12 protein-coding genes and 2 pseudogenes are annotated in these 12,419 nt (G+C 72.5%); 7 read left to right on the forward strand and 7 right to left on the reverse strand.

All coding sequences use genetic code 11. From position 1 onward, the window contains the following. Positions 1-49: 49 nt before the first annotated feature. The 3 genes and pseudogenes from BT341_RS28415 to BT341_RS46005 form a co-directional block, all read right to left on the reverse strand. A complete protein-coding gene (locus BT341_RS28415) occupies positions 50-505 on the reverse strand; it encodes a hypothetical protein (RefSeq protein ID WP_245805130.1) in 456 nt (151 codons plus the stop codon). A gap of 90 nt (positions 506-595) precedes the next feature. Beyond that, positions 596-1,253, reverse strand: a pseudogene (locus BT341_RS28420) (response regulator). After that, positions 1,250-1,513 carry a hypothetical protein gene (locus BT341_RS46005; RefSeq protein WP_245805131.1) on the reverse strand — a complete coding sequence of 88 codons (264 nt, stop codon included), beginning with the start codon at positions 1,511-1,513 and terminating at the stop codon, positions 1,250-1,252. Before BT341_RS46005 ends, BT341_RS28420 begins: the two are co-directional and overlap by 4 nt. Positions 1,514-1,575: 62 nt before the next feature. Here BT341_RS46005 and BT341_RS28430 point away from each other — a divergent pair. The 7 genes and pseudogenes from BT341_RS28430 to BT341_RS28455 form a co-directional block, all read left to right on the forward strand. Next, positions 1,576-2,148, forward strand: a pseudogene (locus BT341_RS28430) (DUF1996 domain-containing protein); the annotation flags it as partial. 25 nt (positions 2,149-2,173) lie between these two features. Next, a complete protein-coding gene (locus tag BT341_RS28435) occupies positions 2,174-2,524 on the forward strand; it encodes an MmcQ/YjbR family DNA-binding protein (protein ID WP_072479194.1) in 351 nt (116 codons plus the stop codon). A gap of 314 nt (positions 2,525-2,838) precedes the next feature. Beyond that, the gene (locus BT341_RS47405; RefSeq protein WP_268747407.1) at positions 2,839-2,973 is read left to right on the forward strand and encodes a hypothetical protein; all 135 of its coding nucleotides are present in this window, start codon (positions 2,839-2,841) and stop codon (positions 2,971-2,973) included. 69 nt (positions 2,974-3,042) lie between these two features. Further along, a complete protein-coding gene (locus BT341_RS28440) occupies positions 3,043-5,202 on the forward strand; it encodes a YcaO-like family protein (protein WP_072479195.1) in 2,160 nt (719 codons plus the stop codon). A 9-nt stretch (positions 5,203-5,211) separates the two neighbouring features. Beyond that, a complete protein-coding gene (locus tag BT341_RS28445; protein WP_072479196.1) occupies positions 5,212-6,426 on the forward strand; it encodes an MFS transporter in 1,215 nt (404 codons plus the stop codon). Beyond that, entirely contained in the window at positions 6,419-6,904 is a 486-nt protein-coding gene (locus tag BT341_RS28450; protein ID WP_072479197.1) for a GNAT family N-acetyltransferase, read from the forward strand. The genes BT341_RS28445 and BT341_RS28450 overlap by 8 nt, the downstream gene beginning before the upstream one ends. Before the next feature lie 113 nt (positions 6,905-7,017). Beyond that, a complete protein-coding gene (locus tag BT341_RS28455; RefSeq protein ID WP_072479198.1) occupies positions 7,018-7,782 on the forward strand; it encodes an SH3 domain-containing protein in 765 nt (254 codons plus the stop codon). 43 nt (positions 7,783-7,825) lie between these two features. Here the strand turns inward: BT341_RS28455 and BT341_RS28460 are convergent, their stop codons facing one another. Genes BT341_RS28460 through BT341_RS28475 form a run of 4 tightly spaced genes read right to left on the reverse strand, consistent with a single transcriptional unit; the run spans position 7,826 to position 12,380 of the window. After that, entirely contained in the window at positions 7,826-9,268 is a 1,443-nt protein-coding gene (locus BT341_RS28460) for a glycoside hydrolase family 3 protein (protein ID WP_072479199.1), read from the reverse strand. 3 nt (positions 9,269-9,271) lie between these two features. Then, positions 9,272-10,102 carry a carbohydrate ABC transporter permease gene (locus tag BT341_RS28465; RefSeq protein ID WP_072479200.1) on the reverse strand — a complete coding sequence of 277 codons (831 nt, stop codon included), beginning with the start codon at positions 10,100-10,102 and terminating at the stop codon, positions 9,272-9,274. Further along, the gene (locus BT341_RS28470; RefSeq protein WP_072479201.1) at positions 10,099-11,085 is read right to left on the reverse strand and encodes a carbohydrate ABC transporter permease; all 987 of its coding nucleotides are present in this window, start codon (positions 11,083-11,085) and stop codon (positions 10,099-10,101) included. Before BT341_RS28470 ends, BT341_RS28465 begins: the two co-directional genes overlap by 4 nt. Further along, complete coding sequence (locus tag BT341_RS28475; protein WP_072479202.1) at positions 11,082-12,380, reverse strand: sugar ABC transporter substrate-binding protein; 1,299 nt, start codon at positions 12,378-12,380, stop codon at positions 11,082-11,084. The genes BT341_RS28470 and BT341_RS28475 overlap by 4 nt, the downstream gene beginning before the upstream one ends. Positions 12,381-12,419: the final 39 nt, after the last annotated feature.

The raw sequence follows: 12,419 nt of genomic DNA on the forward strand, positions 1-12,419 counted from the left end.
GTGGGAAACAGGGTCAGAACCCCGTTTCCCACTCGCGACCCTGCGGGCGCTAGTCCTCGCGACGGTGCCGTCCGCCGCGGGGGCCGGCGATCGACCGGACCCGCGAGGCCAGATCGCCCCGGCGGGCCCGGCGCGCGTACTCCAGCAGCGCTTCCGCCCGTTCCTGCGGCAGCCACCCCTCTTCGGCGCCCACCTCCAGGCACAGCAGGTGCGCCACCAGCTCCCGGGAATCTTCGTCGTGCTCGGCGGCCCGCTCCGCGAACCGGCGGGCCGCCTCGGCCTCGCCGTCGCACCACGCCGCCATCGCCAGGAGCGTCGCCGTCGCCGTCAGGATGTCGCCGCGGTGGACGCCTCCCTCCGCCGCCAGGTGCTCCGCCAGCTGGAAGCTGCGCGTGCCCACTCCGCCCGCACCCTCCCGGCGCACCGCTTCCGCGAGTGCCCGGATCTGGCGCGTGACATAGTCCCCGCTCGACAACCCCGACATGCCGTCCCCTCTGCCGCGCACGCAGGCACCGTGCGTCACCCGACAGGTGTACTCCATCGGCGGGCAGATACGTCGGACGCCCCACCGGTTCCGCCCGGCCGGACGCGCGGATCAGCCCGGACGGCCACCGCCGGCGCGTCGCTGCGACACGTACACCGCCGCCGACGTGCGCCGCTCGACGCCCAGCTTGTGCAGCACCGACGAGACGTAGTTCTTCACCGTCTTCTCCGCCAGGAACAGCCGGTCGGCGATCTGCCGGTTGGCCAGGCCCTCCGCGACCAGGTCCAGCACCCGCCGCTCCCGCGGGCTGAGCTGCTCGTACCGCGGGCCGGGCGCGGTCACGTCCGCGCCGCGCAGCTTGTTCACCACCGACGCGGTCCGCGTGGCGTCCAGCAGGCGAGCCGCCCGCGGCGACCGTGCGGACGGCCTCGACCAGCGACCGGCGGGAAACCTGCTTGAGCATGTACCCGGCCGCGCCCGCCATGATCGCGCCGAACAGCGCGTCGTCGTCCGAATAGGACGTCAGCATCAGGCAGGCGGGCGGCGGCTGCACCGTCGAGCGGATCTCGCGGCACCTCCACCCCCTGGCCGTCGGGCGGCCGGACATCGAGGATGGCCACGTCCGGGCGGGCCTGCGGGATCCGGACCAGCGCCTCGGCCGCCGTCGCCGCCTCACCGGCCACCTCGATGCCCACTTCGGACTCGAAGACGGTCTTCAGGCCGGTGCGGACCAGCTCGTGGTCGTCGAGAGGAACACCGAGAGCGTCATCGCCCGCTCCCCTGCCCGCCGGTCCGCGCCGGCAGCTCCGCCGTCCAGTCCAGCCGGCAGCCGCCGCCGGCCGCCACCAGCACGCAGCCGCCGCCCCGGCGTGCCGCGCGGGCCGCCAGGTTGGCGAGCCCGCTGACCCGTCCGGGTCCCCCCGGCGGCGGCCCGCTCCCATCGTCGCGCACCACCAGGTTCAGCCGCCTGCCGAGCCCGTCCACGGTCACCTCCACCGAACACGAGCGCGCGCCGGCGTGGCGCGCCACGTTCGTCAGCGCCTCCCGCAGCGATCAGGTCGGAGCGGACGGCGTCCGGCACCGCCGCGTCCAGCGCCCCCGGCCAGAACCGGAACAACGAGCTGCCGGGCAACGACGGCAGGATCCTGCGCCCGCAGAAGGTCCAGATCACCTTCCGCGGCAGCCCGGTGGGCAGGGTGGTGGCGATGCCGCGGTTCCTGCGCGTGCTCTACGGCGACGCGAAGGTCTCGACCAACGGCCCGGCCAACGCCCGGGCGAGCTGGACGTGCACCGGCTTCGAGAACCGCGTCACGGACAAGTACCCGATCTGCCCGGACGGCAGCAAGGTCAAGCGGATCCACACGTTCCCGAGCTGCTGGGACGGGAAGAACACCGACAGCGCCAACCACCGCACGCACATCGTGTTCCCGGACCGGTCCGGCCGGTGCGCCCCGGGGTTCAAGGCCGTGCCGCAGCTGCGGATTTCGCTGACCTACGACATCCCGCACGACGTCCAGGTCGAGAAGCAGTACAAAGTGGACGCTTTCCCGCAGGAGAAGCACAACCCGCTGTCCGACCACGACGACTTCGCGAACGTGATGTCGCAGCGCATCATGAACGGCCTGGTCAACTGCGTCAACCGCGCCCGGACCTGCCGGGCCTGACGCGCTTTGCGGTTTACTGGACGACATGGTCACCGGTGACGACGTCCGCGCGTTCGCGCTCACCCTCCCCCGCGCGTACGAAGCGGTCGTGCGGGACCGGGCGAAGTTCCGGGTCGGGCGCATCGTGTTCGTGGCGCTGTCGCGGGACGAGACCGTGATGGGCTTCGGCTACCCCCGCGACCAGCGGGACGCGCTGGTCGCGGGCGAACCGGAGAAGTTCCTGATGCCGGAGCCGGCGGACCTGCGCTACCAATGGGTACGCTGCCGTCTCGCGGCGATCGGCATCGAGGAGATGCGCGAGCTGGTCCTCGACGCGTGGCGGATGTGCGTACCGAAGAAGGTCTGGACGGCTTACGCGCAGACGCACCCGCTCTGATCGAGGGACTCCTCGGTCACCGGGGGAAGGCCGGCACCGCCATCGCCACGAACGGGGCGCCGGTCGGGGGTGAGCCGCCGAGGAAGAACCGCGCGCGTGCCGTCGAAGGGCCGCGACGGCACCGGCAGCGGCCACGAGTCGGCGGTCCGGCAGGATTCTCGTCCACGTCACGCCGTCCCGTGCGAAACGCACGGGCGGCAGGTGCGCAGCGCATTCGAGAAGACGTCGCGATACCCGCCCCAAGCCCACACTTCTTCATGTCACCCGTCCCGGCCGGGATCCCGGAAGCACTCCACAACCCCGCAGGAGGAACCATGATCTCGACGTTCGAACGCCCGTCCGCCGTCGTCGTCCACAATCGCGCCGTGGTCCACAACCGCGCCGTCGTGCACAACCGGGCCGTCGTCCACAACCGCGCCGTCGTGCACAACCGCGCCTCCGCCAAGTAACCACGGCCCGGGTCGGCCGCGGCTCCGCACGGGGCCGCGGCGCACCCGCCTTCGCACAAGGGGTCCGCGATGCCCGACGACGTCCGCCCGCAGCTGACCGGGGTCGAGGTCCACGACCTGGAACCCGGTTTGTGCCTGCTCTTCACGCCGAACGGCGGCCAGTACTCGATCGCCGCGCCCGTGGCGGAGTTCCGTGCGTGGCTGGACCGCATCGACGGCACCCGCACCCGCGCCGAGCTGCTCGGCGGCATGAATCCGGACTACGCCGAGGTGCTCGACGTGCTCGAAGCCCACGGCTGCCTCCGCCCACCACGCGACGACGACGCTGCTCGCCGGCTCGCTGCCACGACCGTGCTGCTCACGGGCGCGGCGGAGCTGACCGGTCCCCTCGCGGACATCCTCGCCCTGTCCGGTTACGCCCGCGTCGAGCCGCTCGCCGGCGCCGTCCCGGACGACTCCGTCGTCGTCGCGGCTTTCGCCCACCCGGCCTATCCGGAGCTCACCGCGCTGGACGCGTTCTGCGCAGAGCACGGCGTGCGCTTCTTCCCGTTCCGCTGCGAACGCGGGGAAGCGATCGCGGGCCCGGCGGTCAGGCCCGGCGCCGGACCCGACTTCGCCGACGTCCTGGCTCGCCGCCGTTCGGCCGCCCTCGACCCACGCGTGATCGACGCCTTCGCCTCCGCCGGTGCGCCGCGCGAGCCGCGGTTCCGGCCCGGGGACACCCGGTGGCTGCTGACCACGTTCGCCGCCCAGCTCGAACGCTGGATCGCCGGCGAGCCCACCGACGCCACGACCGGCGAACTGGAACTCGATCCCGCCCGGCTCGTCGTGCGGCACCGGCCCGTGCTGCCGGTGCCCGACCGCCCCCGGCCGGTCGTGGCGCACGGCCCGCGGCCGGACCTGCTCGTCGACGACCGGACCGGGATCGTGACCGCCGTCCACGATCTGCCCGCCGCCCCGGGCATGCCCGCCCGGCTCAAGGTGTGTGCGGTCGACGTCGCGGACATGCGGCGCGTGACCGGCTGGCCCAACGACCGCCAGGCGTTCGGCACGTCGTGGCACGACTTCGAGCTCGCCAGTGCCTCCGCGGTCGGGGAGGCCGTGGAACGCTACTGCGGCAGCTGGCTGCCGCCGGACCGCGAAATCCGCCACGACAGCTTCGCGCGCCTGAGCCGCGACGGCGTGCCGGCGCTCGACCCGCGCCGCCTGAACCTCTACTCGCCGCGGCAGTACCGCTCGGCGGGCTTCCCGTTCACGCCACTGACCACCGACAGCGAATGTGCCTGGGTCGAAGGCTTTTCGCACACGACCGGCGAGGCGGTCTGGGTCCCCGCGTGCCTCGTCTCGCAGGCGCCCGAACCCACGGGCGCCCGCTTCACCGACCCGCTGATCGCCGGGCTCGCCGCGGGCACCAGCGAGGAGCACGCCGTCACCTCGGGCCTCGAAGAGGTGCTGGAACGCGACGCGACCATGATCTGGTGGGCCAACACGCCCCGGCTGCGCCGGCTGCCGGTGCCGGCCGAGATCCGTGCGCTGGTCGCCGACACGACCGAAACCTACGACGTCACGCTCATCCCGCTGGACAACGAGTTCGGTGTGCCGGTCGTCGCGGCGGCCGTCCTCGACCGGGTCCGGCGCTGGCTCTCGATCGGGTTCGCGGCCCGGCCCGACGCGTTCGAAGCCGCCAAGAAGGCGCTCGCCGAAGGGTTCACGCTGCAGCACACGTGCCAGGCCCTCGACGACGAGCACGAGGTGACCGCGATGCGGGAGGACCTGCCGCATCTGGGCAACCTCAAGCCGTACCGGGCCGACCGCCGCTACCTCGACTCCTACCGCGCGGACTTCGCCGACGTCGTGGACCTGGTGTGCCAGCAGCAGCTCCACCTCGACCCGCGCGCGGGCGCCCGGGTGGCGCCGTGGGTGCACGACCTGCCGGTGCGGGGCTGGGACGGCCTGCCCTCGCTCGGCGAACGGCGGCTGAAGGCCTACCAGGACCGGGTCGAGGCCCGCGGTTTCGAGGTGATCAGCGTCGACGTCACCACCCGCGACGTCGCGGCCGCCGGGTTCCACGCGGCGCACACGCTCGTGCCGGGACTGGTCGCCAACTTCCCGGCCGGACTCCCGTACTGGGGCAACGGCCGGGTCCGCCGCGCCGCGGTCGACCTCGGCTGGCGCAGCGAGCCCCTGCCCGAGGAGCGGCTGAACGTCTTCCCGCTCCCCCACGCGTGAGGAACGCCGATGGCCGTCACCGAACTGCTCGGGCTGCCCAGCACCCGTGGCCGCCTGCCGCTGCTCGCCGCGCAGGGCGTCGACGCACTGGGCACGGGGTTGTTCCTGCCGTTCGCCCTGGTCTACTTCCACGCGGCCAAGGGCGTCCCGCTGGCCACGGTCGGCGCGGCGCTGTCGCTGGCGGCGTTGCTCGCGCTGCCTGCCGGGGTGTCCGCCGGCCCGCTCGTGGACCGCTTCGGTCCCCGGCGGGTCGTGGTCGCGGCCAACCTGCTGCGGGTCGTGACCTTCACCGGATACGTCTTCAGCGGGTCGCTCTGGCAGCTCGTCGCGCTGGCGGCGGCGACGTTCTGGGGCGAAGGTCTCTTCTGGCCCGCGTCGGGTGCCCTGGTGGCGCAGGTGGCCGACGACGGCCAGCGCGTCCGCTGGTACGCGATGGAGCGCACGCTGCGCAACCTCGGCCTCGGCGTGGGCGGGCTGGCGGGCGGTGTCCTCGTCGCCGGCGGCGGCACGGGCGGGTACACGGCGATCGTCCTGCTGAACGCGGCGACCTTCCTGCTGGCGGCGGCGCTGGTCGCGACGTGGCGAGCGGGTGCGTCCGCTGGCCCGCAGGCGGTGGCCCGGACCGCGCCCCGCGGAGGTTACCGGGCCGTGTTCGCCGACCGGACGTTCCGGCTGGTGCTCGTGACCGTGCTCGTCTTCGCGTTGTGCGATCTGGCGTTCACGGTCCTGCTGAGTGCGTACGTGCTCGACGTGCTGCGGTTGCCGGCATGGCAGCCCGGCGTGCTGTTCGCGCTCAACACGGTGCTCGTAGTGCTCGGGCAGACCGTCGTGGCGAGCCGGGTCGAGCGCTTCGGAAAGCCGCGGACGCTGCGGGCCGCGGCGGGCGTCTGGGCCGTGTCGTTCCTGGTGTTCGCGGCCGCGCCGGCGGGCACGCCGATCCCGGCGTTCGCCGTGCTGACCGCGGCCACCGTCGTGTTCACCGCGGCCGAGCTGCTGCAGGCCCCGGCGGGCAGCGCGTTGATCGTCGCGCTCGCCCCGCCGCACCTGCGGGGCCGCTACCTCGGGCTGGAGGAACTGGTGTGGGGCGCGGCCCGGGTGCTGGCGCCGGTGACGTTCACCGCACTGCTCACCGGCGGCCCGCGGTTGCCGTGGTTCGTGCTGACCGGGTGCGCGCTGGTGGCCGTCGTGGTGCTTGCGGGTGTCCGGGAGCGCGCGGATGCCTGACCCGGCACTGGTTCGGCTGTATCTCGACGTCTATCGCGAACCGCCGTACCGGGAAACCGAAGCCGACGCGGCCCGGTTCCGCGAAACCCTGGCGCGGCACGCGCTTCTGCCGGGATTCGCGTTGACGACCGTCCATGCTGGGCCGGAACTGGCCGGGTTCGCCTACGGCGTCGGCCGGGAGCCGGGGTGGTGGCATCCTCGGGCCACGGCCGCCGCGCCCGCGTGGCTGCGGGGAAGCCCGGTGTTCTACGTCTACGAGCTGGCGGTCCGCCGGGCCGCCCGTGGCCGCGGGCACGGGCGTGACCTGCTCGACCGGCTGCTCCACGAGCGGACCGAGCCGTTCGCTGTCCTGGCCGCGTCGACGGCCGCGCCGGCGCACGCGATGTACCGCCGGTGGGGCTGGGAGCCGGTCGGTGCTCTCACACCGGGCACGTCGGAACTGCTGGCCCGGCCGCTGCCCGGGCCACATCTCGGTTGAGGCGGGGCTTCGTCCTTTTTGCCGTATCTCCAGGCGGTGCTCCCCGGTTTGTACGGGCCTTGTATCGGCGGCCGCCATGCTGGCCGCACACCGGGACACTGGAGGACGGACACATGAGAATTCGGATCGGCAGGCGGACGGCCGCCGTGGTGGGTACCGCCGCGGCGATCGTGCTGGCCGGCGCGACGCCGGCCCTCGCGGCCACGGGCACGGTGCACACCGACTCCGGTGCGCCGCTGACCGTGCGCTCGGCCCCGAGCACGGGCGCCACTTCGACCGGCACGATCGCCGACGGCACCGCCGTCACGATCGACTGCCAGACGACGGGCGAGACGGTCACCGGCAAGTACGGCACGAGCAACATCTGGGACCACGTCCCGGGCGGCTACATCACCGACACCTACGTCTACACCGGCTCCGACGGCCGGATCGCGCCGGACTGCACGAACACCCCGCCCGCCACGGCGTGCTCGACTTCCGGGCTGGGCGACCCGAACACGTGTGCCCAGGCGGTCACCAAGGCCAAGTCGCGGGTGCACACGAACTACGACTCCTCCTACGACGGCTGGTGCGACCGGATCAACGCCCAGAACTACGGCTTCAGCGCGAGCGGCTCGACCACGGCGTACGTACACTGGACGCAGATCCCCGCCGCCTACAAGCACGCGGGCAGCACGGACGTCCCGGCGGGCGGGCTGGCGTTCTTCTCCAACGGCGGCGCGGGCCACACGATGATCTCGATCGGCGGCGGCTACTTCCTGTCGAACGACATCCACGGCGCGGGCACCTACACCCAGACCACGATCTCGGAGATCAAGACCAAGTGGGGCCAGACCTACCTCGGCTGGGCGCAGCCGTGGTTCAAGGTCAACCACTGACCTGAAGAGCCCCTGCCCGATCCCGGGCAGGGGCTCTTCCGCGTCAGGCCAGGTACTCGGCCGCCGCGCGGAGGCTGACGTAGGAGCCGCTGAACGTGTCGATCCGCGGGCCGCCGTCGTCGGCCGGGCCGGGCGTCCCGGTCTCCACGCGGATGTAGTCCACAGTGGACAATGCGGCGAGCAGGGCCCGCACGCGCGGGTGCCGGTGGGCGTCCCGCGTGACCACGACGACGCTGCGGAACTCTTGCGCCGCTTCCAGAACCGCGTCGGCGTCGTCGGGGGTCACGGTCATCGCGCGGGTACCCGGGACGAGCTCGGCCAGGTGCGTGCCGAGGCCCCACGGCATCGGCCCGGCCGCGATGGTCGGCTCGGTCTGCACGTCGACCACCAGCGGCGGCCCGTCGAGCCGCGGTTCGCCGCGGACACGCAGGGCCTTGCGGGCCGCCTCCAGGCCGAGCCGCCGGTCGACCGGCCCGGCCTCCGCCGGGGCCGGGTCGGCGCCCAGGGCCGCCGTCCGCGAGGCCGCCTCCTCGAGCCGGCCGAGCGGCAGGTCCCCCGCCGACACCGCGGCCACGATCGCCGCCACGCACGCGTCGAGGTGCTCGGCCTCGAACGCCGCGCCGCCGAGGCACAGCGCGTCCGCGCCCGCGGCCAGCGCCCGCACGGCCGAGCGGCCGAGGCCGTCGTGCCGCCCATACGCCCCGGACACCGCACCCATCTCCAGCGCGTCGGTGATCACCGCGCCGGTGAAGCCCAGCTCGCCGCGCAGGACGTCGGTGAGCGCCGTCCGGTTGAGCGTGGCCGGCTCCTCGCCCCACGCCTCGACGACGAGGTGACCCGACATCACCGAGCGCACCCCGGCCCGGATCGCCGCGGCGAACGGGACGAGCTCGATCTCCCGCAGCTCGGCCACCGTCCGGGGCAGCACCGGCAGGGCGACGTGCGAGTCCTCGGTCGCGGCGCCGTGCCCCGGGAAGTGCTTGGCACAGGCCGCGACGCCGTACTTCTGCAGCCCGGTGACGTAGGCCGCGACGTGCGGTGACGCCTTCGCCGGGTCGGACCCGAAGGCCCGGACGCCGATGATCGGGTCCTCGGCCGCCAGGGTCAGGTCCGCGCACGGGGCCAGGTTCACGGTGACCCCGCAGGCGGCCAGCCGTTCACCGAGCGCGGCGGCGACGGCGGTGGTCAGCTCCGGGTCGCCGGCCGCGCCGAGGGCCAGCGGCCCCGGCACGAACGACCCGGTGTTCACGTCGAGGCGGGTGACGTCGCCGCCCTCCTCGTCGATCCCGACGACCACTCCGTCGCGCCCGCCGCGCAGCTGCGCGGTGAGCGCGGCGACCTGCTCGTCGTCGACGACGTTGCGGCCGAACAGGATCACCCCGCCGAGCCCGCCGTCGATCCGGCGGCGCAGCCAGTCCGGCGCGGTGGTCCCGGCGAACCCGGGCAGGAGGACGGCTTCGGCGAGCTTCCCGAGGTCCGAAGGCACCGGCTACCCCTTCACGGCGCCGGCGGTCGCGCCGGACACCAGCTTGCGTTGCACGAGCAGGAAGAAGATCAGCGCCGGGACCGCGTAGATGACCGACGCGGCCATGACGCCGCCCCAGTCGGTGGCGAACGCCGTGCGGAACGACGCGAGCCACACCGGCAGGGTCTCCTTCGGCTTGTCCTGGATGAACACCAGCGCGAACAGGTACTCGTTCCACGCCGTGATGAAGCTGAACACCGACGTGGTGACCAGTCCCGGCCCGAGCAGCGGCAGCGTCACCCGGCGGAACGCGCCGGTCTGGCTGCAGCCGTCGATCATCGCGGCCTCTTCCAGCTCGTACGGGATCCCGTTGACGAAGCCGTAGAGCATCCAGACCGTGAACGGCAGCGTGGTCGCGAAGTAGATCAGCAGCAGCGACGGCAGCGTGTTGAGCAGCCCGGCGTCCCGCATCAGCAGGAACAGCGGGATGAACAGCGCCGACACCGGGGCCAGCTGCGCCACCATGACCAGCACCAGGAAGCCCTTGCGGCCGGTGAAGCGCAGCCGCGACAGCGGGATCGCCGCGAGCGTTCCGGCGACCAGCGCGCACAGCACCGACCCGACGGTGACGATCAGGCTGTTCATCAGGTAGACCGGGAAGTTGTCCTTGCCCAGCGCGGTGGCGAAGTTGCCGAACGAGAACGACGTCGGGATCAGGTCGTACTTCGGCGACAGGATCTCCCCCGGCGTCCGCAGCGACGTGACGAACATCCAGTACGTCGGGAAGAGGATCAGCAGCGCCACGAGCACGCCGACGACCGACAGCACGATCCGCTGCGGCAGCGACTTCCTCACTTGAGACCACCTTCCGGGGTCCGGACCAGCAGCTGGATGTACCGGCCGGTGATGAGCGCGAGCACGATCAGCATCAGCGTGGCGATCGCGCCCGCCGCGCCGAAGTGGTTGCCCGCGATGCCCTTGAGGTACAGCACGACGGCCAGGGTGGTGCTCTCGCCGTCCGGGCCGCCTTCGCGGATCGCCCAGATCTGGGCGAAGGCGTTGAAGTCCCACAACACCGACAGGAAGGTCACCATCGTCGTGATCGGCCGGATGGCGGGCCAGGTCACCGCGCGGAACGTCTGCCACGGCCCGGCGCCGTCGATGCCGGCCGCCTCGTACTGCTCCCGCGGCACGCCGACGATCCCGGCGTAGAGCGAGAACGTCACGAACGGCACCGCCTGCCACACGATGAGCAGCCCGATCACCGTCAGCGTGCTGGCGCCGCTGGAGAACCACGAGAACCCGATGAAACCGTGGAAGCCCAGCCGGTCGAGGGTCTTGTTGAGGATGCCGTACCGCTCGTCGAAGATCCACTGGAACACCGTGGTCGTCGCGATCACCGGGGTCGCCCACGCCAGCACCAGCGTGACCTGGACGAAGATCCGCACGACCGGGCCGAGGTGGCGCATGAGCACCGCCAGCAGGAGGCCGCCGAGGATGGTGGCGGCCACGATGGCGGCGGTGAAGACCAGGGTCCGGACGGTGACCGTCCAGAACTCCGGGTCGGCGAGGGTGTTCGTGTAGTTGCCGAGCCCGACCCAGACGGTCTTGCCGGAGACCAGCTCGCCGATGTCGAGCTTGCGGAGGCTGATCCCCAGCACCTGGACCAGCGGCCAGGCGAGCAGGACGAGGATGGCGGCCAGCGCGGGGAGCAGCAGCAGGTACGGGAGGACCCGGTCGCCGAACCGGCCCTTCCGGCGCTGGCGGGCTCCCGGCACCCGCGCCGATGCCGGCGGGGTCGCCCCCGCCGGCATCGTGATGTTCGCGGTCGCCGTCATCCGCCGATGAGCTTGTCGAGCGCTGCGTTGGCGTCGGCGGTCGCCTGGTCGAGCGTCTTCTTGCCGGTCAGGTACGCGGTGAGCATGTCCTTGATCGGGTTCTGGCCCGACTCGACATCACCCCACTTCGGGCTGGCCGGGACGGCCTTGCCGTTGGCCGAGGCCTTGGCCATCACGCTGCCCAGCGGGTCCTTGGCCAGGCCGCTGGTGTCGGTCGACGTGCCGGGCACGACGCCGGCAGCGGCGAGCTGGCCCTGGTACTTCGCGCTGGAGAGCAGCTTGATGTACTCCTTCGCCGCGGCCACGTTCTTGCTGTTGGCCGGGATCGCCAGGTTGGAGCCGCCGAGGAAGACCGGGGCGCTCTGGCCCGCGTTCTTGCTCGGGATGGCGAACGCGGCCGTCTTGCCGGTCAGGCTCGCGTCGGTCTTGGCCGCGGTCGCCAGCTCCCACGGCAGGCCGATCATCATGGCCACCTTGCCGGCGCCGTAGACGGTCGCCTGCTGCGGCTTGGCCTCGTCGGCGTCCTTCGGCGCCTTGGTGCCGGAGGCGTCGACCAGCTGCTTGTAGAACTCCAGGCCGGCCTTGGCCTCGGGCGTGTCGAGGGTCGACTTGAAGCCCTTGCCCGCGGGCTTGGCGATGTCACCGCCGTTGTCCCAGATGAACGACAGCAGCGCGTACCAGTTCTGACCGGGCATGTAGAGGGCCTGGAAGTCGGGGTCGGAGCCGAACTTCGCCTTCAGCTTGGTGATGGCGTCCAGCCACTCGGTGTTCGACGTCGGCGGCTGGGTGATGCCGGCCTGCTCGAACATGTCCTTGCGGTAGATGACCTCGCGGTTGGCCGCGTAGAACGGGACGCCGTAGGTCTTGCCGTCGTATTCGCCCGAGGCGGCGAGGCCCTTCAGCCACTGCGCGCCGTTGAAGCTGTCCTTGTCACCGGACAGGTCGGTCAGCACGCCCTGCGAGGCGAACGCCGGCGTCTGCGTGTTGCCCACCTCGATGACGTCCGGCGGGGTGCCGCCGGCGAGCGCGGTGGTCAGCTTCTGCTGGATGCCGTCCCACTGCTGGATCTCGTACTTGACCTTGACGCCGGGGTGCGCGGCCTCGAACTCCTTGTTGAGCGCGTCGGTCAGCGTGGTCGGCGCGGACCCGGTCATCAGCCAGACCGTGACGGTGCCGCTGAGCGGGGCGTTCCCGCTCGACGAGGCCGCGGTGTCCGAGCCGCTGGAGCCCGCGCAGCCTGCGGTCGCGAGCGTGAGTGCGGCGGCGCCCGCCGCCAGCTTGAGCCAGCGTTTCACTCGATGCCGTCCTTTCCCTGCCCGGCCACCGCGGCCGGG

It is taken from the genome of Amycolatopsis australiensis, assembly GCF_900119165.1.
In the GTDB taxonomy this organism is placed as follows: domain Bacteria; phylum Actinomycetota; class Actinomycetes; order Mycobacteriales; family Pseudonocardiaceae; genus Amycolatopsis; species Amycolatopsis australiensis.

Bases quoted from the DNA above. Each gene is read 5' to 3' on its own strand.
- BT341_RS28455 (WP_072479198.1), top strand. From the start codon at position 7,018: ATGAGAATTCGGATCGGCAGGCGGACGGCCGCCGTGGTGGGTACCGCC.
- BT341_RS28445 (WP_072479196.1), top strand. From the start codon at position 5,212: ATGGCCGTCACCGAACTGCTCGGGCTGCCCAGCACCCGTGGCCGCCTG.
- BT341_RS28435 (WP_072479194.1), top strand. From the start codon at position 2,174: ATGGTCACCGGTGACGACGTCCGCGCGTTCGCGCTCACCCTCCCCCGC.
- BT341_RS28450 (WP_072479197.1), top strand. From the start codon at position 6,419: ATGCCTGACCCGGCACTGGTTCGGCTGTATCTCGACGTCTATCGCGAA.
- BT341_RS28440 (WP_072479195.1), top strand. From the start codon at position 3,043: ATGCCCGACGACGTCCGCCCGCAGCTGACCGGGGTCGAGGTCCACGAC.
- BT341_RS28470 (WP_072479201.1), bottom strand. From the start codon at position 11,085: ATGACGGCGACCGCGAACATCACGATGCCGGCGGGGGCGACCCCGCCG.
- BT341_RS47405 (WP_268747407.1), top strand. From the start codon at position 2,839: ATGATCTCGACGTTCGAACGCCCGTCCGCCGTCGTCGTCCACAATCGC.